This window comes from Seonamhaeicola sp. ABD4_340 (assembly GCF_056312135.1).
In genome coordinates this window covers 2,482,768-2,507,241 of the sequence record NZ_CM149981.1, presented here as the reverse complement: position 1 = coordinate 2,507,241, position 24,474 = coordinate 2,482,768, and the positions used below count along the sequence as shown (strand labels likewise).

Here is a 24,474-nt window from a genome sequence, read left to right as displayed (position 1 = left end):
TATAATTGATGTTTTTAAGGTTGTAAATACACTTTTACATTATCTATATAGGCGTCTTGCGGTGTAACTGCATAGAACATTACTGCTACTTCACCACTATCATTTGATGTGAAAGGAAGCATTACTGTTTCGCGTCTAGAATCTGAAAATTTACCTTCAGCTATTGTTCCTACATGATTTGCTAAGTTAGAATCTACATCATTCACAGCATCAGCACCATCTATATAATGACCATCTAAAACTAAACCTACAATTCTTCTACCACCAATAGGTTCATCTCCACTATCATCTTTTATTGCATATTGATATTCTAAAATATAATTTGTGTTAGGCATGAGCTGAAGTGCTTGGTAGGCGTACCTTGAACCTGAACTTTGTAAATAGCCTCCAGACTGACTTGCCGTCCATTTAGCTCCTGCTGTTTTAGAACCATTATCTGATCCGTCATAATTTGTCCAAGACCCATCAGAACTTGATCCAAAAGGTGTTGTAGTACCATCAGTAAATGTTGTAAATCTCCAATGGTCTGTTTTATCATTAAAATCGCCATTTAAAATTACTGAAGTAACAGGCTTGTATAAATATACATTATCTACATTAAGCGTTGCTGCATCATTGGCTGTACCTCCTTCGGCTAATTCTAACTTAATTTCAGTAAATTGATCAACTGGCGAAGAGAAATCTGTTGCTAAATCTAAATCTAAGCTTACCCACTCTCCGTCTGTTAAGTCTTGATTGTATGTGTATTCTGTTGCTCCGTTTACCAAAGTTATTTTCAACTTATCAATACCTACAGCAAATGTTGAGTGAACATCTAAATGTAAATGTGTAGCTGCAACACCTGTTTCAAAAGCATCTGCAACTACCACTTCATCTAAAGCTATAGATGCGCCTACTGTTTCACTAAACCTTGAGTATTGTAACACTTTATTTCCTGCTATGGTAGCTTCACTTTGTTGAGCATTTCCGTTTTTTAGGTCTAATCCTGAAGGTTCGTATCTGTAAGATATGGTAGCTCCGTTATATTCAATACCGTCACTGTATATGGCTATAACTTCTTCTAGGCCAACAGTTGGCGCCGCTGCTGCTGAAGCTACATCTGTAATTTGATGTTCTACAGTTAAATCTAAAGATTTTGTAACACTAGGTAGTCCTTCATCTGATTTTGCAGTAACTGTTATGGTATAAACTGCTTCTGCTATTGTATTAGAATAATCATGTGATGCTGTTTCTAAACCACCAATAGTTACTACAGGGCTACCGTCTCCAAAATCGATATCAAACGAAGACATTCCAATGGCAATGGGTTTAACTGTTACAAAAGTTCCGTCTTCTAAACCATTAGCATCTGGTCCTGGGGCAGCATCGAAACTTGAAAATGTAATTTCAGTAAGCCCGGTGCCTTTGGTACTTTCAGCTGGCGCTGTAATTTCATCATCTTCATTACAAGAAAACACAAGGCCAGTTAATAACAAAACGTATATTCCTTTTTTTAATAAATTCATAATTTTCTTTGTTTTTTGTTGTTTAACACTAGCCTAATTATTCAGCTGGATATACTTTAACATTATCTATATAAACATCTACATCGGTAACTGCATAAAACATTATTGCCATTTCTCCGCTAGCATTGGTTTTAAACTCTTGTAGTACTTTTGTATGCGATGTTTTTCCTAGAGCTTTATCGGCTATAAATTGAGAAACAGGTGAACTAGCTACAGCATCTGCACCATCCTCAAAGTGAGCATTTAAAACTTCAGATATAATTCTGTTTCCATCTGGTGCTACACCTGCTTGTTCTGCTGGTGTTTTTATAGCGTACTCATATTCTAAAATATATTTAACCTCTCTATCATCATCAGAAGGTGATACTACAATAGCCTGATATGCATATCTAGTATTTGAACTTAAATAGGCTCCTGCTGAAGTTGATTTAGTCCATTTTGCTCCTTTAGTTTTTGCACCATTATCTGAACCGTCGTAGTTTGTAAAAGACCCATCGGAACTTGAGTTAAAAGGACTTGTTGTACCGCCTGTGAATGATGAAAATTTCCAATCGTTTTGGCTATCATCAAAATCACCATTTAAAATAGTTACAGGAATTGGAATAAACTTATCTACAACCGCTACATCTAAAGTTACTGTATTTTCTGCATTGTTAGCATCTGATGCTGTTAATGTTACTTGATAAACACCTTCACCTGCTTGAAATGTATGTATAGGATCTTTCTCTGTTGATGTGTTTCCTCCACCAAAGTCCCAAAGGAATTTAGTAGATTCTGTAGACAAATTATTAAATTCAATGGTTTTAAAGTTTTCAGCATTTGGTATGTATGTAAAATTTGCTGTTGGCAATACATTATCTGGCTGAGAACCTGCCTCTGGTAAATCAAACTCGAAAGCTTCTTCACAACTAACCGACAATACTATTAGCAATAAGCTAAACACCATTGAAATGGTACTTTTAAAAATATTTAATTGATTTTTCATAATGTTTTAAAATTTTAAGTTTACTGAGGGTTTTGCGTTAAAACACCATCACTTAAATTAATTTCTCTTGCCGGAATTGGCAGTAGTAACCTTCTAATATTATAACTAGTATACCCCATTTCATCAGCATGAGCACCTAATATTTCATGAGCAACACCTAATCTTAATAAATCAAAGAAACGGTGGTTTTCAAAAGCTAACTCTACTCGTCTTTCAACTAATAAAGCATCTTTTGTTAAAACTGAAGGACGATCAGCTACAGGATCAAAACCTGCTCTTGTTTTTACTTCCATGTAAGAATCTATAGCACTGCTATTATTTGTATCATTATCTTCCATAATAGCTTCTGCATGCATTAGTAACACATCTGAATAACGTAAAATAATCCAATCGTTACCTGCATTAGCAGGAGACTCACCATAAGTAGGTACGTTTCTATCTGAAATATCAGAACCGTCTGGTAAAAACTTAATAACTTCTGCATTTTCAGGTAGTTCTCCATCTGGAAGATCAGCTTCACTACCAAAAGCTGCATAAGAAGCAGCACCTCTGTTTCCTCCGTGAGACATAAAATCTTCAACAAGGTTTGTATTTACAATATTAAGGCCATCTTGCCTTCCTTGACGACTATATGAGGTAAACTCTGCTGAAAAACCTTGACTTTCATCTGGGTTACCTGATTGGTATTGAATTGCAAAAATGATTTCGCTATTCAATTCATTATAAAACACATCACTAAAGTTGTCTTGTAAACTAAACTCACCACTATCTATAATATCTTCACACAGTTGCTTTGCCCCTGTATAATTACGTGTTGGTTGTGTTAAATAAACTTTAGCTAACAATGCTTGTGCTGCTGCTTTAGAGGCTCTTGCTTTATATTTGTTATCTAAATTTGCAACACCTTCTTGTAAATCTGATACTATTTGCTGGTATACAGTAGCTTCATCAATTCTTGTATAAAGTGCCTCCTTATCTTCAGCACCAACTACTGTTGTTACTAAAGGCACAGCACCATATAACCTTACTAAGTTAAAGTAAGCATAGGCTCTTAAAAATTTAGCTTCAGCTGAATATTTTTCAATATTTGCAGCATCGGCATTATTAACGTATTGTAAAACATTATTGGCTCTAAAAATAATTTCATACATAGATTGCCAGTAATCTTCAGATTGAATATTTTCTGGTTCAACTATATACCTGTGAAAATCTGCTCTTGAACCTTCAAGTGTTTTACTTCTAGTATTATCTGAACGGTGCTCAGTTAACAAGTATTCTAATTGCACACCTCTGTTATACCTAATTGAACTAGATTGTGTGTTTTCATTAACGCCTTGTACGGCATCATAAACACCAATTATACCTGCCAACACATCTTCATCTGATTGGAAAAAACTATCTGCAACAACAGCGCCATCTGGCAGTGGATTTAAAAACTCATCACTATCACAAGAGGTGTACATAACCCCTGCTATAGCTACTATTAAAAATTTTATATATTTCATAACGAATAGTTTTCTTTTATTAAAAATTAACATTTAAACCAAATGACATGGTACGGAACAATGGCGTACCTGCTCTTTGTGCACCATAAGATTGTGGTGTGTTGTTACTATCAACAAACTCAGGGTTAAACCCATGATAATCATCAGAAGTGATATATAATAAGTTTTGACCTGTAGCATAAAGCCTTAATGAAGTAACACCAAATTTATTTACAAAATCTTGTGGTAATGTGTAACCTATATTTACATTTCTTAATGAAAAATACCCAGCACTCATTACAACATCATTAGTTTGTACTCTTGGTTTTAGAAATGATGCATCAGGTATTATTCCTGCATCAACAACGGCTTGTTCATCTGAAGTTGCACCTTGCCAATGTGTAAAGAAATATTGGTCTCCTATGTTTTTAACTTCGGCACCTTGACTACCTTGAATCATGAAAGAAAAGTCGAAGTTTTTATATTTAAAATCGTTAGTAACACTCCAAACAATTTCTGGATAAGGATCACCAATAATTGTTTTATCATCATCAGTAATTAAACCATCTCCATTTAAATCTTTTACAATAACATCTTCAGACACACCGTTTATTGGTATCCATGGTGAATCCCAATATTCATTGGCTAATTCTTTATCTACTACATAACCATAAAAAGATGAAATTGGGTTACCAACAGAATTAATCCATTGTGAGTTTCTTCCCCATCCGTCTTCAGTTAAAGCACCATTAGACTCACCAAAATCAAGTAATTCATTTTTATTTGTAGAAGCTATTACCGTGGTATTCCATGTAAAGTTTTCATTAGCTATGTTTTTGGTTCTTAATTCTAATTCCCATCCGCTGTTTTCTACTTTACCTAAATTAGCTATACCTGTATTAAAACCGGTTATATATGATACCGGAGTGTTTAGTAATAAATTATCACTAGTTCTAACATAGTAATCTAATGACCCTGAAATTCTATTTCTTAAAAATCCAAAATCTATACCTGGGTTAAACTCTTCTGAAGCTTCCCATTGTAATAATTGATTAGCAATATTTGTTGGCGAAAACCCTGTAGTTATTCCGCCATTAACAATGGCATTAGTATTATTTAACTGTGCTAAATAAGGCCATGAATTAATTAAATCATTACCAACACTAAATCTTTCAGTACCTGTAAGACCATAACTAATTCTAAGTTTTAATTTACTTAAAACATCACTTTCACTTAAAAAATCTTCGTTATGTACATTCCAACCTAAAGAAGCTGCTGGGAAATTACCCCATTTAGTATCTCTACCAAAGACTGAACTCCCATCTCGCCTGAACGATGCATTTATTAAGTATTTATTTGCAAAAACATAAGAAAGTCTACCGAAATAACCTATTTTGTTTTGAACAGTTGTGTATTCTCCATCTGCAACAACAGTAGTAGCACCTTGTAAATTTTTAAGTAAATCATTGGTGTATCCTGTACCTGTTAATTGACTAAATTCTGCTCTTCTGTTTTGAATTGTGAAACCTGCTAAAGCACTAATTTCATGTTTACCAAATTGTTTATTGTACGATAAGGTGTTATCTGAAATTAACCTTGTACTAAACCTATTTTGTAGTAAATACTGCGCTCTACTATTTCCTGATGCATGATGTTTTGTGCCATCCCATCTTGTTCTTTTGCGCTGCTCTAAAGTAACACCTAAAGATGTTTTAGCTAAAAGACCATCAGTAATTTCGTATTGTAAATAGGTGTTACCTAAAAGTTTAGTATTAAACTCATAGTGTTCTCTTTCAACATATTGTGCGTAAGGGTTAGCATCACCTGAGGTACGAGGTCTACTATCACTTCCATTGCCATCTAAATCTAACTCAACTAAATGATTTTCATAAAAATAATCGCCCACTCCAACATCAGGATACGCATCTCTATTTATAAATTGTAAAGTTTCTTCTGTATGATATATTGGTAACCAAGGTGATTGCCTTATAGGGTTGTGAACCGATGTTGGTAATGCTCTTCTTTTAGAATAAGAGGGCGTAGCACTTAACCCAAACTTAAATTTTTTACCTAATTTACTATCTAATTTAAGTTTTGCTGTGTATAATTTAAAATCATCTGTAATTACAACACCTTCATCATGAAGATATCTTAAAGATGTTGTAAACTTTGTTTTATCTGTACCACCACTAGCTGATAATGAATGACTTTGAATGAAGCCTCCATTAAAGAAAACATCTTGCCAATCTCTATCAATACCAGTAACTTCAACTAACTTTTGTGCGTATTGTGTTTGCTCAGAAAGTTCTCCGGTTGCAGCTAACTCTCTAGCTGCCCAATCTGCAACACTTTTCTTATAATCATCGCTTCCAAAAGCTTGTTTGTAACCTACATACGTATCATAAGAGAATTTTGTTTTCCCTTCTTTTCCTGTTTTTGTAGTAATTAAAATTACCCCGTTAGAACCTTCACTACCATAAATAGCTGCAGATGCTGCATCTTTTAAAATTTCAAAAGATTCTACATCATTCATATCTAAATTTCCAAGAAAACTTGAGTCTACTATAACTCCATCAACCACAACTGCAGGACCAGAGTCGGCCGTAATAGATCCAAAACCTCTAATGGTTATTGTTGGTGCAGCTCCTGCCTCTGCAGAACTAGCCTGAATGTTTACACCAGATACCTGGCCAACTAAAGCATCATCTACCCTTGCAACAGCAATTTGCCCTAAGTCTTCATTTACAACTTTAGAAATAGCTCCTGTTAAATGTGATTTCTTTTGAGTTCCGTATCCAATTACAACAACCTCATCTAGAGCTGAAACATCTTCAGCTAATGATATATTGAAAACAGATTGATCTCCCACAATACGCGTTTGGGCTACAAAACCAACATAAGAAAACTGTATTGCAGCTCCTTTTTTTACTTTAATTTGAAAATTACCATCAAAATCTGTAGTGGTTCCGTTTGTAGTACCAACAACAATAACATTTACACCGGCAATTGGAATATTATCGGCTGCAGAGACAACTGTGCCCGAAATATTAATTTCGCCTTGTGCAAATAATACAGCATTAAAAAACAATGCTGCAATAAGAGTTAGCTTAATTTTTAAATTCATAATTTGTCTTTTTAGTTTAATTTTTGTTGTGAATAGCTTTTTTTAACACTATTACACTTTTAATCAATTAACACTAACACTTTAGCTCATACTGTTTAACTTTTTTTAGTAATTTTGTAAACACATAATTTGCTTAGCATTTGTGTGTAATTTACTTCCCTCCGAAAAGAAGTAATGATTTAAAAAGGATAGGCGTGCACCTGTCCTTTTTTTTTATTTTTTTTTCATAAATAAATTGATGTTTTTAGAAGAGTTATACATTTAGTTTAGATTTGTTTTTTTGGTTTTCCAAATTGGTAAACCAGATTGGTTTTCCAAATATATGTTATTTTTTTGTTAAAACAAACTAAATTTCAAATTTTACATCAAGTATTTATGTTTTTTAAAATGCTGGTTTGTAATGGCTTTATAATTATTTTTTATCTCCAAAGTAAGACACACCATTGCCACTTAAAAAATCTTCTCTAACAGGGCTAAAAGTATCTATTAAAACCCCTTCTTCTAAACAAACTGCACTGTGTAATAAATTAGGCTCAATATATACACCATCACCAGCTTCAACAATTTGTTTAACGCCATCAATTTCAAATTCAAATTTACCTGATACACAATACGTTGCTTGTGTGTGAAAGTGTTTATGTGGAGAACCTAAGGCTCCTTTTTCAAACTTCACTTTAACCATCATTATTTGGTTATCATAACCCAAAAATTTTCTAGAAACACCGCCTCCTAGTGCTTCCCATTCTATGTTTTTGGTTATAATGTACTTTTCACTAAATCGTTTCATTCTATTTATTTTAAGTTAATTAATGTATACGCTCCATTCCACGAAAATGTTTTACCTTCTATAGAAAGATTGTGTGTATTAAGCTTATTTGCATTTTCATTAGCAATAATGAATAAATATTTTTTATTGCTTGTAGTCTCTATACCTACCGCTGTATATGTTTTTGAATTATATACCGTTTCTATTTTTTTAATATTACTATAAGCATTAACAGCAAATTCTGAAACCGGGCTGTAGGTTCCGTGTGATTCTAATACTGAAACAAATAAGGCGTTTTTGGTGTCTTTTTTTCTTAAAATTAATGCAGGCTCTTGCCTTAAATTATACTCAGGATCATTAGCACCAATACGTGCTAAAATAATAGTGTCATTATTTGAAGTTGCCGCTGTATATGTATAAAACTTGTTGTTATTTAACCAATTAAGCTTTATGTTTTCTCCAGTTGAAACAGCTGATGCTTCTTTATACAGATGTTGATAACCATTTTTACAGCCTAATACTACTGGTGTTTTTAACTTAGAATATTTAAAGCTTGTTTGCATTATGTGCCCTAAATAATAAAATGGCAAATCGTAGTTATTTGAAGTTTTTGATGTAACCCGCATAATATCTAAAACAAACGGATTTTTATAATCTTCATCTTTTATAGTAACAATGGTGCGGTGCAGTTCTGTACCTGGGTAAGCGTTATTTTCTTTAGCACTAGCAACCTGTACATTTTCATTATCTACATTAAAAAGGTATTTTTCTGAATGATGCTTGCTACCAATATCATATTTACCATTAAAGTGCGATGTTTCATTTTGCACCAAAGTATTGTGAGCAATAGTTTGTTTTGCAAATGTTTTGTTCTCTTTTAAATAGTTTCCACCGCCTTTTTGCTCAATATTTACATAACGTGCTAATCCGTAATCTTGCACAACCTCATCACCTTCATCAAATAATGCAAACGATAGTTTATCATAATGCCCATGACTTAAACCATGTGCTGTATATTTAAAAACTACCTCTAAAGCTTCACTTCTTAAAACCCCAACAGCACCTTGTTTTCCTTCAGGGCCATCAGATAATTCAATTGATTTTTTATTAAACGCTTTGGTTTTTCCATGCTTAATTGCCAAAGCAACAGCTAATCCTGCATCATCTAAACTTACCATATTTTGTTTTTGGGCAATGCTTAAAAGCTCTGGGTTGTTGCCTCCAAAATGATATGCAATATCTACAGCAGACACTAATGATCTTGCATGATAAGACATGCCTTTTTGTGCGTCATTTAATAAGAAAAAATCACCTTTGGCATTTGATAAATTAATTAATGCCGAAACACTTTTTATAAGTACACTATCCTTATACTGAAACACTTTTAAACTTGGTTTTTTATTTTGAAGTGCTTGGGCAAATATTAAAAACGGGTAAGATGCATAACGCTGATAGTATGGGCCTTCGGTGTAATAACCATCTGGCGAAAATGGCTCATCTAAATTAGCAAAAAAACCAACTTTACCATTTCTGTTTATATAACCACCATCATTATCTTTCAAGTTTTTATCAATATTTACATCTTTTAAACCGTATAATGCACGCTGTAATAAACTATCATCATCCATTACTAAAGCAATCATACCAACTGCCACATTACCCCATGTACTATGGTTATGTACGCGATTGAAAAACTGCGGATTTTCTTTTGAAATATAATTAGCAAAGGGTTTAAATAAATTGTTTTCTAGTGTGTTTCTTTCTTCTTCTGTTAAAAAATTATAAATACAATCATAAGCTTGACTCATGTACACTAGCCAATTAGAATCATTTAAACACTGCCAAAAAAGCTTACCACGAGCATAACTGCGTGGTTGCGGATGTTTTGGTAATGTTGGATACATTTTTGCGTATCCTAACAACATGTTTTTTACATAATTACCATATTTTTCTTCATTTAAAATTTGGAATAACACCCCTGCTTTTTGCGCCGTTAAATAGTTTTTTTTGTGTGTTTCGTGGGTGTAACCACCAGAATAGTCTTTAGGAATTGGTAAATCTATGCCTTTTTTAATTTGGGCATCAACCTCGTTTTGAGTTTCTTTTAACGAAGCATCAAACATAGGTATATTACCTAAATGCTGCTGTATTGATTCAACACCGTTTTTTGTTAAAATAATACTAGGGTGTTTAGAAACTTTTGTTGTGTTAATTAGTTTTTTTACGGGTTCTTTACACGAAAATATTACAATATTTAATAAAAGAACTACACCTATTTTTTTTAGACTTTTTTGCATAAAGATTTTGAGTAATTTAAACGGTATTAAACAAATTAATCAACTCCGCTTTTTATTGAATAATTTTTTCTTGTGCTTAACACCGTTAATTATTTTTTTATTGAAGCTTTCTAATACATTTCTAACAGAAATAACATATTGTTTCCAGCTAACATTAAGGCTTTGTTGCCTCTCCTATAGTTCCTTCTTTAAACCACACTTCAGCATAACTACCATTAGCATATTGCTTATCTATATTGCCATTATAGGTTTTAGATTTTGTAGATTTTGGATTTGCTTGATTATAAGCACCTTGTTTAAAAAATTGTTTTTCGCCAGCATATGCACTATCTCGCTCTACTCCAACACGTCTTTTTGTAGAGTACCAATCTCTTACTTGTTGAGGAATATTAGTTTCTTCAGCAAAATCTGATTGTAATAAGTTTTTAGTGAATGTTTTTGTTTTGTGACCTTGACTTTTAAAGGTTAAATACATTACACCTTTATATACATTAACCTCATAAGTAAATTCTTCACCTAAAGCAATGCCATCTTTTGGTTCTTTTGGATAAGAATTTGCTGTTTCACCAAGCACCGAAAAATCATGCCCCCAAACTGCTGTTGAAAAATCCCAACGACCATCATTTTCTCCTGCTGTATTTATTTCATAATTCCAAAAAACAGAACCTTTTTCATGATTAGGGAATTTTTTGTAATATATTTTTAAAGGTTCATTTTCATGCCCTTCATCACTGTGAATTTGACCAACTACTACCGAGTATGAAGAACGCGCAGTAGCATCGCCAGTTGTTGATACATGTTGCACTTTTAAAGTACCTTTTAGTTTACCACCTTCTTCTGGAATCCAACGTTTTTTTTCACCTAACTCTGTTCTCGTATTGCTTGAGTTTTTTGAAGTTATTCCTGCATTTGGTGTTTTGTAAACTACCCAATTTGTGTTATTTTCATTTTCAACATAGAAAAAATTTTCTTTGTGAAAATTCACTAAATCTTCTGAAGTTGTACCATCACCTAAAAGAATTTTCCATTTTTCCATAAAAGGTATTACATCACTTGGGTATTTTTTTTCTTCTGCAAAAGCTGTTGTAGTTTCTAAATTGTTTTTAGAATTATTTTTACAAGCTACTGTGGCACAAAATATAATGATGACTATAAAACTTCTTTTCATTACCTGAAATATTTAATACATTAAGGTTTGCTTCAAATTTTGCTCAACTACAATTTTACCCGAGTTTGATATTGTATTATTTGAATGGCTGTTATTTTTAGCGCCCCAAAGTAATGCTACTAACTTTACAGGGTTATTTTTAAAGGTATTGCCCTTTATGTTAACATTTACAATACCTCTTGTGTTAAGTAAAATTTTGTTTTGTTCTTTAGCTCCGCAATTTTGAAAAGTACTGTTAAATACTAATAGGTTTCCGCCAATGGTAGACTCATCATAACCACCTCTGTAATAATCTATAACATTTTGTTTAACGTTATTAAATTTACAGTTATTTATGGTTAAATATTCGGTGTTATAATCGCCTTTATCGTTTGTTTCTTCAGATAATTCTAGTCCGTTTTCACAGTTAGAAATAGAAGTGTTTTCAAAAGTAATACGTTCTGCAAATGTTTGTTTATAAACTTTTAAAGCATAATTAAAGTTACTTATTTCACAATCTTTAACTGTTAACCCAAAATGCGTGTACATATTCTCTTTTAAACTGGCAAAAGCTTGCTGTGTTCCAGTGCCTTTTAAAGACACGTTTTCTAATGTTAAAAAGCCTTTAGGTTGTAATTGAAATAATGGCGTATTTGGTGCACCTGTATAATTTATAATTGTTTTTGAAGCACTTGCTCCTTTTATTATTATGTTTTTTAAAACATCAAGAGGTTTATTGATATTAAAAACGCCTTCACTTAATAAAATAACATCACCTGACTGAGCTTGGTTTATTTTAGCCTGAAAATTGTTATCACTATTTACCTGAATAGTGTTTGCTCTAGTTTCTTCAATTTCATTTGAAAACCAGCTTGGGCCATATTTAGTTTTATCTAAAATCAAGGGGTTTTTAGCATTTGGGTTTACCACTGCCCCAATGCTATTTTTTTCGCTTCTTAAATTACCAAAAAGGTCTTTATTTATTTTATCAAACTCAAAACCATGAAATGGCTCAACTTTAAAATTTGATATTGGCATCACTATATTTTCTGCCACTTCATGTAACTTAAAACTAATATTTTGAAGCCCTTCTTGAGGTTTAAATGCTTCCCCTTGATTATTAATTACGTTATTTTTAAATGTTACACCATCAATTTTATCATGTGCAACTATTGGATTTTTATCAGCTACTTCATTGTATAACACATTGTTAGCTACCAAAGTTCTAATAGGTTTTGCTGAGCGTATTTCAGATTTGGGCAATACACCTTCTTGATCTAAATTTTGACCTACACCAAATTGCCATGGCGATTTACAGTTTACATACGTATTGTAAGCCACAACCACATCGGTTACTTGATTATACCTATTTTGTGGCGATTTTGGTATACCGTTCATTACCGCCAAGGGGCTTCTAAAACTTTTTCCTTTTAAATTATAGAAATAGTTGTTTGTTACCCAGTGGCCTGTGTTAATAATTCTAATTCCGCCTATATTTTCATTTTCACCATCGCCAATAAAATAGTTACCATCAATGGTACAATAATTTCCATGGCGTGTTACTAAAGACCCTTCGCTTTTATAAAACACATTATTTCTAAACTCGTTAAAATTAGTTTTACTTGAAATAACTTCAACCTCGCCATTACACTCTTCAAATAAATTGTTTGCCACCATTGTGTAACTTGGCGCCATAGAAGTGTAGCTGTCTCCTATTTGAATAGTTTCTCCGCTAGCGCCTCCTTTTGGTGGTCTTGGCCCTAAATGGTTATTTAAAATTTGATGGTAATTGTTTATGTGCTCATTCCCTTTTAAATCTACTCTAATGGTTGGCCCACGGTTAGTTTTACCTGCAATGTATGTATTGCTTAAGGTGTTATGTCTGCCCCAAAACTGCACCCATCTATCAGCATCATCACGTGACATTTTATTAAAATCTTCAATTACTGAATTTGTAAACACACAATGGTTAGCAATGGCTTCTTTATTTAATCTAAATTCTACCACAGCATCAGATGGCGCGTAACCATTTCTAAAATGCAAACCATCAACAATTAAATAGTTCCCTCCAAATTTTAATTCTGAAACACCTTCAATGAATACTTTTCCTGGGGTTTCTGCTTTTAGGGTAATAGGATTTTCTTTTGTTCCGTTAGCTGTAAAATTTATAACTACATTTTTCCATGTACCATTTTTTAAAGCAATTATATCTCCTGGTTGAGCTTTTTGTATTACTGAATTTAATTCTGAATTGTTTTTTACTAATATTTGATTTTTTACAGATGTTAATTCTGTGCAAGAAATCAAAATTATACTTAACGCTAACAACACAAAATTCTTCATTATAATACCGTTTTAATTTACATGTTAAAAATTAAAATAAAAGAAAGCCCTCAATAAAGAAAGACTTTCTTTTAACAACTAAACAACTATTCAAAATATAATCAACTAAACTATAGTTTCATTATTATATCTGGAAAACCAAATTGGTAAACCAGATTGGTTTTCCAAAAATAGCAATAAATATTTAAAATCCAAATTCTTTTTATGTTAAACATTTAATAGGCGCTTCTTTAAACAAAAAAAGCACTCTATTAAGAGTGCTTTTATAAGTGTTTTATATATTTTTTAATTAACTAATTTCCAAGTGCGTACCCAGTCATAACTTGTTGTGCGGTCTTGGGCTGAGTAATTCATACCACCATCAGCTGGTACAGGGTTCCAATTGTATGTTTCAACAACCATACGCAAGTGCATAGCAATATCATAATGGGCTGGTGGTGTAACTTTATTCACTAATTTACCATCTAAAAAGAATAATACTTCGTCTTTACTCTTCCACCAAACACCGTAAACGTGGTAGTCATCATAGACTTTTCCTCCTATTTGACCACTACTTTTGTTAGAACCTTTTTCAAAATCACAGCCTTCAGGTATATTTCTACTATGGGTGTTAGAATTCATTTTTTGATCAAAATCTTTCATCCAAGCAGCATCATTTACTATTTCACCTACGCATTCTTGAATATCTAATTCTGTGGTTCTTTTATCGCAACCTTTATTATCTCGTCCTTCATTTATTAACCAAAATGTAGAAGACATAAATGTTTTATTAGCTTTCATTCTGCATTCAAAATAACCATAAGTTGTCCCTTCATAAGAACCAACATAACCACCACCGTGTGTAAATGTTTTTCCGTTTTTTACAATGGGTTTAGCAAGTTTTTTTGTTGTAATTTGAAGCTTGCCATTTTTAACTTTTATATTTTCAGCTTGAAATAAACCAGGAGCTCTACCAATCCAACCTTGACCAGAAATTTGCCATTTTTTTTCATCAACTTTTTTACCGTTGAATTCATCAGACATATTTTTTACTAATTTCCATTTTCCAACGTTTGGTTTAGGGTCTTCTCCTTTTAAAAAATAAGGTGCTTTTTGTGCATTAATTGATGTTATAAAAAAAAGTAATGCTAGTAATGCAAAGTGTTTAAATAATTTCATGTTGTTTATTAAATGTTTCATTCAAAATTATTTAAATACCTTATAATATTTAACAACAAATGTTTTACTTAAAATAACAAATGTGCAATTAGCGTATTTTACTTACCATTATTCTAAATGAAACTTAAAAACGGTAGCCATTTCATTTAAATCTTTATTTGGCATTGTTAAAAAGAAATCGCCAGAGGTTAACTGCCATTCAACATTAACATTAGAACCTAAAAGACTAATTTTTTTAATTTTTGAAGGAGGTATATTACGGTGATAGCCTCCTATTGAGCGCATTGATATGCGTTTACCTGCCTCTGGTTTTCCTAAGAAGAACACATACATAGCCTTCTTATCTTTAGCTACTGTGAAACGTACATCATTTGCGGTGTAATTAACTGTTGCAGATTGCCCACCGTGGTGTCCATCGCCAGCACTGGCAGTTCCATAACCAAAAATGGTATGCGGCCGTGTGCCGTAAACAGCTTCGCCATGAATTTTCATCCAATTACCTATTTCTTTTAATACATCTCTTTGTTCTTTATTTATTACACCATCGGCAGTTGGTGAAACATTTAATAAAACTATGCCGTTTTTACTCCACACATCAATCATGTTTCTTATTACTAAGCTGGCGTTTTTATATGGGTGGCCTTCTACATACATCCAACGGCTTTTTCCAAGGGTAATATCGGTCATCCATGGTGTTGGCCATGAGTCTCTTCTTCCTCCCTGTTCATAATCTAAAACACTATATTCTAAGGGTAAATCTTCTTGTTTATGAGCCAACATAACTTCTTTGTTATGCTTTAAACCGTTATTAAAATGGTGGGCAGCCATTTGATTACGTTTTTCTTCTGGAATTAAATTTAACCATGAGTCGTACCATAAAATATCTGGACTATATTTATCTACAACCTCATTCACTTGGTCTAGCCAATACTGATTGAACTCCTGTATAGTTTCAAAATTACCAAATAGTTTACGCAATTTGGGATCTGTTGTTGCTGTTGGTAAATCTGGATGATATGGGTAATGACTATCATAGGCTATTTTCCACATATCTGGTTTATCTTTATTTCTTTGTCCATTACGGGCATGATGAAATGTTGCTATAGTTTTTAAACCTTTACTTTTTAAAGATTTAAAAATATCACCTAAAATATCGCGCTTTGGACCCATATCGGCAGCATTCCAAGGGTTTACTTCACTATCCCACATGGCAAAACCATCATGATGTTGGGCTACTGGTCCTGCAAATTTAGCACCTGTTTGTTTGAATAATTCTGCCCAATCATCTGGATTAAATTGTGAGGCTTTAAACATGGGTATAAAATCTTCATAACCAAATTCATGAATACTACCGTAGGTTTTTTCGTGATGTTTACGCACTTTATTATTGTCTTTGTACATATTATGCGGATACCACGCACTACCAAAAGCAGGAACACTATATGGCCCCCAATGAAAGTACATTCCTAATTTGGCATCTGCAAACCATTCTGGTGCTGCACCGTGTTTTGAAAGTGATTCAAATGTTGGCTCATAAAGAACCACTTTTGTTTGAGTTAGGTTTTGCTCTTCCTTACATGAAAAGCAAACTAAAATTAACAGTGTAAAAAATTTGGCTAGTTTCATTATAATTTTTGTTTTAACTTTTATTCTATTGAAAACTTACTTCTTTTAGCATCGTTGATTACTATAACATAATTGTGATCTTTTGAGCCTAGAATTTTGTTCAGATTTGATATTACAATTGTTGCTTTTTCAAATGGGTTTAGCTCAGGAATTGTTGCCTTTCCTATTTCGATTTCCTTTCCATTATTATCAATACAAAGACTTAGTTTACCCTCTACAGATCGTACTTGGCCAAAATTTTGAACTTCTATTTCTATCTTTTTCTGGTCGAATAAAATCTTAGGTTTTAATGGAGAAAGAAATGATTCCATATAATTGACTCCGGGTAATCGGGCATATCCAAATAACAGATTTCCTTTTTTATCCTTACCCAACATTTTGGCTACAAAATTGTCATCGGTAATCCCGTTACCTTTACCTTCAAAAGTGATAATAACACCTTGTCCTTTCGCCTTTATTGATTTTACTTTTGCCCCTCTTCCAAAGTTTACTTCCTCAGAAGCTCCGAATCGTAAAGACTCAAAATCTATATCTTTATTGGGGTTGAAACCTTTTTCTGCTTTTATTTTAACTACAATCTTTCTAGTTTTAGTATCTATTGGTTTTTTATTCTCAATTGAAATAAGTTTACCCACTGTAAGAGGTATAGTGATGTTTTTAGAACTATGATTATCGTTAGCTAAATCCTGTCTTTTTAAGGTATCGATTACTGCAAAATTAGCCTGAACAGCTCTCCCATATTCATCCTGAAGCACTTTTATACGCTCATATTTATACCAATCTTCTTTGGTCCCGTCTGTATGTTTAGCAATTCCAGGCATGTACGCTTCACCAGTATCTGTCTTCCAATGAATACCGTCTTTTGAACGCATATACCAGGCGATTCTACCCAACCAATCGTTAACAATAAGATGATACTGCACATTGGTTTTCCAGATTACAGGGTCTTCAAACCGACCTTCAACTGGGGGATAAATACTTCCATCACTCACTTGATTCCATTGTGAAACACCATCCTTACTAACCCAAACACCTCCTCCTCTATTAACCATTATCATAGAGCCATCCTCCCTTTTAGCAAATGTTAGGTTAGACATTAATTCTAAAACTTTACGATCTCTTTTATTGAAATCTAGCTTTTTATGTTCCCAAGGACCATTTATAGTCTCTGAAACATAGTACTTTCCTCTTATATAAATTAAATATTTTCCATCTTTATTAATGAACCACTCTGGGTTGTGTCCTTTCCCCACTTCATCAATTACCTTATACGGACCAAATTGATTGTTCGAAACGGCGTGAACAACATGAGACCTTGGCCATTCCATATGTCCTTTTACCGAATTCTCAGGCCAACGACAAACAAAAAGATGGTACTTACCATCATCCATCAATCGGATATTACCACCCCAATAAGACCAATCTGAATCTTCAATACCATTCAATATATCTCTAGGCACTACCTTGCTTGCACCCCAAGTGTTTAATGTTTCACCTCCAAGGTCGGGCATTGGTAAAAATCTATCCATAAAACGACCTCCAAAAACGAGATTTTCCCAAGCTTCAGGATGCGTTCTTTCCAAATCCTGGGCAGTTGTCTTAACGCAGGTTAGAATGATTATTAATATAATGGGAAGTGTTCTATTCATTTACCAAAAACTGGCTTTCTATCGTAAATTCTTAATAACTACCCCTGTAATGGCGTGTGCAGGTGCATTGACTTTTATAATTTCTTCTCCAACTGCTAATTCAAAAACACCATCTTTTTCAGCTTCATTTTGTAATAACACCTTTATCTGCCCATCAGGAGATTTTACTGCAATCATTGGATGATGATTTCCCCTGTTAAAAGCAACAATTCTAACATCACCAGGTTTAATAAATTTACTAATGATGTACATAGCGTTATAATCTGGATTGTATTGTATCGTACCATTTTGACGATCGATGTTTACCAAAGAATTTTGCGTCCAATCCCAACCGCTTTTGGTGGTCTCATTTAAAATCATGTTCCAATACGAAAAGGTAGTACTACCGTTATTGATATACTGCGCCACTTCAGCTAGACGATGTTTAGCTTGCTCAGATGAATTTTTGCCATTATAACAATGTCCTTCGGTATGAAAAATTTTGAGGCTTGGAATCATTTCTCTAGCATCTGCTAAAATTCTTCCTTCGGTATATTGAATACCAACACCTTGCACGCCATGTGTGTCATTTAGCTGGGTGAAATCCATTAAATCTGATTTGTTTGAAGCTCTAAAAGTACCTGCAAAAATTTTTGTTTTGATGTTGTTTTTTGAGAATTGGGGAGCCATATAACTATTTGCAAAAGCAACCATGTCTTTAGCAGGAAAAATACAACTTGGGTATTTTGTATCGGCATCATTTTCGTTTTGAATACAAATTCTATCAACCTTTACGCCCTCTTTTTCATAAGCCTGCACATATTTTACAAAATATTTTGCATAGGCTTCCCATGTTTTTGCATCGGCTTTAATACGGTTACCTTCAGGCTGTAAACCAATCATTTTACCACTTTCTTTCATCCAACCTGGAGGACTCCACGGTGACGCAAACAAGGTCAAATCAGGATTAATGGCAAAAGCTTGTTTTAAATAAGGCAATACATATTTTTTATCGCGTTCAATGGAAAAATGTTTCATTTCATAATCATTTGGTACTACGGCATAACTATAAGCATCAATACCAAAATCACTAGCACCTATTGCTGTTCTACAAAAACTAAAACCCGCGCCTTCTTTTGAAAACAAGTTGTTCATTAATTCTTTTTGCTTATTTTTAGAGAGTGACAATAAGGCCTCTCCTCCTATTTCATTAAATGCACCACCAATACCTTCAATGGTTTGAAATGTGATTTCTGGCTGGATGAAAATTCTATTCTTCCAACTTCCTTTTAAACCAGAATCGTCATTATTCACCTTAAAAACAGGAGAAGCTTCTCCTCGCTCTAGTTTTGTTACCCATACTTCAACATTAAGCTCTTTTTGGGCGTGAAGTACTCCAGATATAGCAATTGACAACAATAGGATTATGGTTTTCATATAATTCAATTTTGAATATTATTTAGTTAATTTTTGTTGTTTTCTAAAAGTAATTCCAACTTTTTTATTGAAATTAAAAACGGCTCGTTACCTTGACAATGAATGGCTTCATAATCTACATAAAGTGAAGGGCAACACGGGTTTTCTCTTTTTAATTTATACCACTCATTCCATTTTTGGTTATATGTCTCTAAAATTAGTTTTCCTTCTTTAGGGTTAAAAGCTTTCCCGGTTTCCATTTGCGCAAACATAATTTGAGTTCTAAATATCAATTCAATCAATTCATATTTAATACGTCCGTATGTAGTGGAAACTTTTAAAAATTCTTCATCTTCTTTATTAGGTAATGAAATAGTTTTGGCTATTTCTTCCATTTTATACCATGTCTTTAAGTTGTTCTTTTTCTCTTTCAATACAGATTCGGCTAAGCCTTTTTTGACATAAATTGACATGTCTTGTGCTGAGAAAAAGTGGTCACGAATCCACCATGGTTGCATTTTTTGCAAACTGGTTGCTTGCCCTTTAAATACCGCATCTACAGACAATAAACATAACTCACGAAGTTTTTCAATATTCTTAGGAGACATTTCTAAAACGTTAGTAGCATACGTATTAAAAAGCTGTTCTTCTGTCTTTAGAGGATTTTTAGCATATTCCCTAATCACATAATTGTTTAAATTTAACCAAAACTCATTATCAAAGTAAGGACCGTACCAACCATCACCCCATGTCCAAGTATAAAAACCTTTTACTTGAGGGTTATTGTACAAATCTCGAATTCCTTTTTTCTTTTCCATTTCTGGCCAACCTTCAATTACGCCTTTTCCAATGTAATATGGATGTGCATTTTTTCCGTACATCCCTGCTTGGTTCATTGATACCTCAACAATTTGTTGATGGTTACCAATACCAACCGTTTTATTAAAAGGGTTATTTCTTAAAAAATCTCCATTAACGTGTTTTATTGAAAAAAACAAATTAGGATGCGGTTCTACAGCATTAGTGATTTCTAAATACACTTCCGGAATTAGGTGGAATTTTCTTTTTACTTTTCCCCAGTCCCAAGTTCTGTAGAACAGCTTTTTGTTTCTTTTTACGCAGACTTCATCTTTTAGAATATTAATGAATTTTATGTGGTCTTCTGGCGCATAAACCGGTCTGGTTCCTTGGTGAAAAGGTGTATCATGCAAATACGTTTCTCCAAAACGAATGGTTAATCCATCTATCTTCGGAAATCTTTCAAATATTTCAGCAATTTGAGCTTTTAAAATTTCTTGAGTTCTGGCTTGATGGATGGATAATTTCCCATCTTTTTTCATCTCTTCGCCATAGGTTTCCATGATAGATTTAGGCACTACCAATACATCTGTAAACGGATATACTTCAAGGCCTGCTTCTTTCTGCAAGTCAATTAATCTATTGATTCTGGCACCATGCCTTTCAATCCAAGCGCGCTCTTGACTTTTTTTAGGAACAATGCCTTCTTGCCAATCATCATAGGTTAAAGCGCATTGAATTTCTATTTTTGGAGCCTGCGCTTTATAACCTATTTTTTTTATGTATTCCGGGTTATTATATTTTGTAATAAACCGAGGTTCACCAGGATTATGATGCACCATATTGGTAAGAATAGGATACCTAGGTAAAGTTTCAATTTCCTGAGCATTTAAAGAGAATAATTGCCCAATTAATAGGATGTATAAAATTGCTGTTCTTTTCATTGTTAGGTCTTATTTTATTTAAAACTCAATGTAAAACTAAATTCATATGGTTTTACTGGCACTAAATACTGCTTCATAGGCTTTGGGCCACAACTGGCATTTCCTAAACCTAACATTTCAGCATCTATACATAAAATGGTTTCTTTTCGTTCTTTTAAGAATTGCGGACGAATGGCTCTATCTAAATCAGTAGCATCATAATGCAATGCAGAGAACACAAAAGGCTTATTTGAGGTTACTTTTAAAGCTGATTTCTCTTGATTTTTAAACGCTATTTCTAAAGAACGTACATCTGAACGCGCTCCATTTTCTTGCGGATATAAATAAGGCACAAACAAATTAGAAACTGTAGATTTATAATTCCCTATAAAAGCAGATTCATTACGGTCTGGATAGTTTTCCTGAGGACCACGGCCATACCATTTTACGTCTTCAAGCCCTTGTGTAAGGCCTAATTTTAGTCCAATTCTTGGTAAGGTTTCTAAACTTTTGAAACCTGAAGGTGTTATCTTATTGTTTAATGTAATTTTACCTTGTCCGCTAATATCATAAACACATTCGTGCTTTATACTTCCGGAATCTGATTTGAATTCTCTAACCACAGTAATAGAAGCTAAAGATGTATTTATTTGTTTTGAATTAACTGAAAGCACCTTATATTCTAAGTCTTTCAATTTTGCATCTTTCCAAGGTTGTTTATAAGGCTTATCATTCTCGGTTGGTGAACGATACACATTTAAAGAAGGGCCTTTTATAGTACCATTTTGAGCAATTAATTCCCTTTTGTTTGATACAATTGAAGTGATGACTCCTTCTTTTTTATCAATACTTATATTGAAGTTTTTACCAGAGGCTATGAATGTATTATCTGTTTCTGAAACCGATACAGTGTCCGAAGCTTCATTTTCAGTAGGCGTCCACTTTTGAAGTATGATTTCTTCTTTTGCCACCTCAAAGCCAGCTTTTGCCCACAACTTATCTTCTTTTAGTCTGTAGCTAAAATTCAAAGTATATTCAGATTCGGCATCCAACTTTGGAAGTTTCAACGTAATTTCAGTTGATGCTCCCGGAGCTACATTTAATTCTGGAATATTACCTTCTTTAATGGCCATACCATTTTTTAACAACTTCCAGCTTCCAACGAAAGCATTAAGATTGGTGAAATAATATTTATTTTTTATCTGATATACGTACTTCTGATTTTCAACCGCACTAATTCCAATGTATTGTTGCGCCTTTTTCATTTCTTCCATAGCTGGCTTTGGCGTTCGGTCTGCAAACACAGCTCCTTTAGCACACTCATTATCTAATTTTATAACTTCGGAAAAATCGCCATCTACCGAAAGACTGTCCACTGGATGATAATCTAGCCTCTGACTTTGACGTACACGACCATCTGGCATTTTGGTATTATACGTTTGATTCACCCAATCCCAAATATATCCTCCAATAAAAGATGGATTTTTTTCTATCACACGCCAATACTCTGCAAAATTACCTAACGAATTACCTTGTGCATGGGCATATTCAATCATGATGTAAGGTTTGTTATATTTAGGTTCTGCCCAAAAACTCAATAATTTCCAATGCTTTTGTTTTTCATCATCCTCAATAAAAGGGTACATAGAGCTATTCATATCAAAATAGTCTTTTTGTGCCCAACAATCGGTTTCCCTACCATCGTAAGAAATCAATCGTGATGGGTCAAAACGACGGATATAATCACTCATTAAAGCGAAATTTTGCCCAAAACCAGATTCATTTCCTAAAGACCAAAAAATAATTGAAGGATGGTTTTTTGCGCGTTCTACCATAGCTACCGCTCTATCTAATGCTGTTGCCATCCAACTCATATCACTACCTGGCAATCCGTTTCCACGAATGAAATAATCTGGTGATTCTAGAGCCTCGTCCATTACATATAATCCGTATTTATCACACAAGGCGTACCACCTTGGATCATTGGGGTGATGACTAGAACGTACCGCATTAAAATTGTTTTGCTTCATCAACAAAATATCCTGAATCATGGATTCTTCAGATAAGGTTTTTCCAGTTTCTGGATGCGATTCACCACGGTTGGCTCCTTTTATTTTTATGGGCTTCCCGTTGATGTGTACTTGTAAATCTTTCATTTCTACTTCACGGAAACCAAATGGTGTTCTTGTAACTTCCTTAATGTTTCCGTCACCATCTTTAAGCGTCATGACAATAGTGTACAGATTAGGAAATTCTGCCGACCATAGCTTTGGATTTTCAATCTTAGTAGAATATTCCAAAATACTTTCTGCGCCTAAATTCCCCATACGCCAACCTAACTTTGGACTTTTCTTTCCAGATTCTGAAATTAGGTTTCCTGTATCATCATACACATCAATAGTTACTTGATAATTTTTTGCAACAACCTCACTATTATTAAAAACTTTAATTTTAGCATTCAATTCAGCATCCTTATAGTTTTCATCCAAATCTGAGGTGAAGAAAAAATCACGAATTCTAACATTAGGACGACTTTGAAGATATACATCTCTAAATATTCCACTAAATGTCCAAGTATCTCCAGATTCAAAATAACTACCTGTCGTCCAACGATATACTTGTACCGCAAGAGTATTTTTACCTTCTTTTAAATAAGGTGTGATATTGAATACAGAACTGGTCATGGAGTCTTCGTCATATCCTACTAACTCACCATTAATCCAAAGATAAAACGCACTTGAAACACCATTAAAATGTAATAAGGTTTCTCGGTCTTTCCAGTTTTCAGGAATTTCAAAAGTGGTTCTATAACTTCCCACAGGATTATCTTCTGGAACATCCGGAATCTTAATCTTTTCCGCTCTTACCAACATCCCTAAACCACGATGAGATGGTACTCCGTATCCTTGGCGTTCCCAACATGAAGGTACAGGAATGGTTTTCCAGTTGTCCACATTATATGTTGGTAAATGAAAATCTTTGGGTTTGTCAGCAACTTTTTCAACCCAATTGAATTTCCAATCACCTGCTATATTTTGGAAATAAGGCGAAGCTTTATAATTACCTTTTAACGCTGATGAGGCATCTGGAAATATATAATGTGTAGCGGCATGAGGTTCCGTACCAACGGTATACACCTGTTTATCTTTCCAGAATTCTTGTGCTGAACTATTTTGTACTAAAAGCGTACTAATTAAAGTAAAAAGTACATGTTTTATAAATTTTGTTTTATTTATCATTGTTTGTTGGTTTCTTCTAAATTTAAAGTATTTAT

Annotated in this window: 14 protein-coding genes; all 14 read right to left on the bottom strand. The window is 33.5% G+C overall.

Going from position 1 to position 24,474, the window contains the following annotated elements; genetic code table 11:
- Positions 1 to 14: 14 nt before the first annotated feature.
- A complete protein-coding gene (locus ACYX4H_RS10680; protein WP_476236237.1) occupies positions 15 to 1,505 on the bottom strand; it encodes a hypothetical protein in 1,491 nt (496 codons plus the stop codon).
- A 37-nt stretch (positions 1,506 to 1,542) separates the two neighbouring features.
- Positions 1,543 to 2,490 carry a PKD domain-containing protein gene (locus tag ACYX4H_RS10675; protein ID WP_476236235.1) on the bottom strand — a complete coding sequence of 316 codons (948 nt, stop codon included), beginning with the start codon at positions 2,488 to 2,490 and terminating at the stop codon, positions 1,543 to 1,545.
- Between the two features lie 20 nt (positions 2,491 to 2,510).
- A complete protein-coding gene (locus tag ACYX4H_RS10670; protein ID WP_476236233.1) occupies positions 2,511 to 3,995 on the bottom strand; it encodes a RagB/SusD family nutrient uptake outer membrane protein in 1,485 nt (494 codons plus the stop codon).
- A gap of 19 nt (positions 3,996 to 4,014) precedes the next feature.
- Positions 4,015 to 7,098 carry a SusC/RagA family TonB-linked outer membrane protein gene (locus tag ACYX4H_RS10665; protein WP_475294066.1) on the bottom strand — a complete coding sequence of 1,028 codons (3,084 nt, stop codon included), beginning with the start codon at positions 7,096 to 7,098 and terminating at the stop codon, positions 4,015 to 4,017.
- A 412-nt stretch (positions 7,099 to 7,510) separates the two neighbouring features.
- Positions 7,511 to 7,885 (bottom strand): cupin domain-containing protein, encoded by a 375-nt coding sequence (locus ACYX4H_RS10660; protein ID WP_476236231.1) that lies wholly within the window; start codon positions 7,883 to 7,885, stop codon positions 7,511 to 7,513.
- Between the two features lie 5 nt (positions 7,886 to 7,890).
- The gene (locus ACYX4H_RS10655) at positions 7,891 to 10,161 is read right to left on the bottom strand and encodes an alginate lyase family protein (protein ID WP_476236230.1); all 2,271 of its coding nucleotides are present in this window, start codon (positions 10,159 to 10,161) and stop codon (positions 7,891 to 7,893) included.
- 154 nt (positions 10,162 to 10,315) lie between these two features.
- Complete coding sequence (locus ACYX4H_RS10650) at positions 10,316 to 11,329, bottom strand: polysaccharide lyase family 7 protein (protein WP_476236229.1); 1,014 nt, start codon at positions 11,327 to 11,329, stop codon at positions 10,316 to 10,318.
- 12 nt (positions 11,330 to 11,341) lie between these two features.
- Positions 11,342 to 13,651 (bottom strand): chondroitinase-B domain-containing protein, encoded by a 2,310-nt coding sequence (locus ACYX4H_RS10645; protein WP_476236228.1) that lies wholly within the window; start codon positions 13,649 to 13,651, stop codon positions 11,342 to 11,344.
- A gap of 285 nt (positions 13,652 to 13,936) precedes the next feature.
- Complete coding sequence (locus ACYX4H_RS10640) at positions 13,937 to 14,830, bottom strand: family 16 glycosylhydrolase (protein ID WP_476236227.1); 894 nt, start codon at positions 14,828 to 14,830, stop codon at positions 13,937 to 13,939.
- Between the two features lie 87 nt (positions 14,831 to 14,917).
- Positions 14,918 to 16,435, bottom strand: a complete 1,518-nt coding sequence (locus ACYX4H_RS10635) for an alpha-L-fucosidase (RefSeq protein WP_476236226.1) — start codon at positions 16,433 to 16,435, stop codon at positions 14,918 to 14,920.
- Between the two features lie 20 nt (positions 16,436 to 16,455).
- Positions 16,456 to 18,084 carry a glycoside hydrolase family protein gene (locus ACYX4H_RS10630; RefSeq protein WP_476236225.1) on the bottom strand — a complete coding sequence of 543 codons (1,629 nt, stop codon included), beginning with the start codon at positions 18,082 to 18,084 and terminating at the stop codon, positions 16,456 to 16,458.
- Between the two features lie 18 nt (positions 18,085 to 18,102).
- On the bottom strand, positions 18,103 to 19,500 hold the full coding sequence (locus tag ACYX4H_RS10625) for a glycoside hydrolase family 30 protein (protein ID WP_476236224.1): 1,398 nt from the start codon (positions 19,498 to 19,500) through the stop codon (positions 18,103 to 18,105).
- Positions 19,501 to 19,526: 26 nt separating this feature from the next.
- Complete coding sequence (locus ACYX4H_RS10620) at positions 19,527 to 21,221, bottom strand: hypothetical protein (RefSeq protein ID WP_476236223.1); 1,695 nt, start codon at positions 21,219 to 21,221, stop codon at positions 19,527 to 19,529.
- Positions 21,222 to 21,235: 14 nt separating this feature from the next.
- A complete protein-coding gene (locus tag ACYX4H_RS10615; protein ID WP_476236222.1) occupies positions 21,236 to 24,439 on the bottom strand; it encodes a glycoside hydrolase family 2 TIM barrel-domain containing protein in 3,204 nt (1,067 codons plus the stop codon).
- Positions 24,440 to 24,474: the final 35 nt, after the last annotated feature.

Coding starts and splice junctions, on each gene's coding strand:
- ACYX4H_RS10680 (WP_476236237.1), bottom strand. CDS start 1,505: ATGAATTTATTAAAAAAAGGAATATACGTTTTGTTATTAACTGGCCTT.
- ACYX4H_RS10675 (WP_476236235.1), bottom strand. CDS start 2,490: ATGAAAAATCAATTAAATATTTTTAAAAGTACCATTTCAATGGTGTTT.
- ACYX4H_RS10670 (WP_476236233.1), bottom strand. CDS start 3,995: ATGAAATATATAAAATTTTTAATAGTAGCTATAGCAGGGGTTATGTAC.
- ACYX4H_RS10665 (WP_475294066.1), bottom strand. CDS start 7,098: ATGAATTTAAAAATTAAGCTAACTCTTATTGCAGCATTGTTTTTTAAT.
- ACYX4H_RS10660 (WP_476236231.1), bottom strand. CDS start 7,885: ATGAAACGATTTAGTGAAAAGTACATTATAACCAAAAACATAGAATGG.
- ACYX4H_RS10655 (WP_476236230.1), bottom strand. CDS start 10,161: ATGCAAAAAAGTCTAAAAAAAATAGGTGTAGTTCTTTTATTAAATATT.
- ACYX4H_RS10650 (WP_476236229.1), bottom strand. CDS start 11,329: ATGAAAAGAAGTTTTATAGTCATCATTATATTTTGTGCCACAGTAGCT.
- ACYX4H_RS10645 (WP_476236228.1), bottom strand. CDS start 13,651: ATGAAGAATTTTGTGTTGTTAGCGTTAAGTATAATTTTGATTTCTTGC.
- ACYX4H_RS10640 (WP_476236227.1), bottom strand. CDS start 14,830: ATGAAACATTTAATAAACAACATGAAATTATTTAAACACTTTGCATTA.
- ACYX4H_RS10635 (WP_476236226.1), bottom strand. CDS start 16,435: ATGAAACTAGCCAAATTTTTTACACTGTTAATTTTAGTTTGCTTTTCA.
- ACYX4H_RS10630 (WP_476236225.1), bottom strand. CDS start 18,084: ATGAATAGAACACTTCCCATTATATTAATAATCATTCTAACCTGCGTT.
- ACYX4H_RS10625 (WP_476236224.1), bottom strand. CDS start 19,500: ATGAAAACCATAATCCTATTGTTGTCAATTGCTATATCTGGAGTACTT.
- ACYX4H_RS10620 (WP_476236223.1), bottom strand. CDS start 21,221: ATGAAAAGAACAGCAATTTTATACATCCTATTAATTGGGCAATTATTC.
- ACYX4H_RS10615 (WP_476236222.1), bottom strand. CDS start 24,439: ATGATAAATAAAACAAAATTTATAAAACATGTACTTTTTACTTTAATT.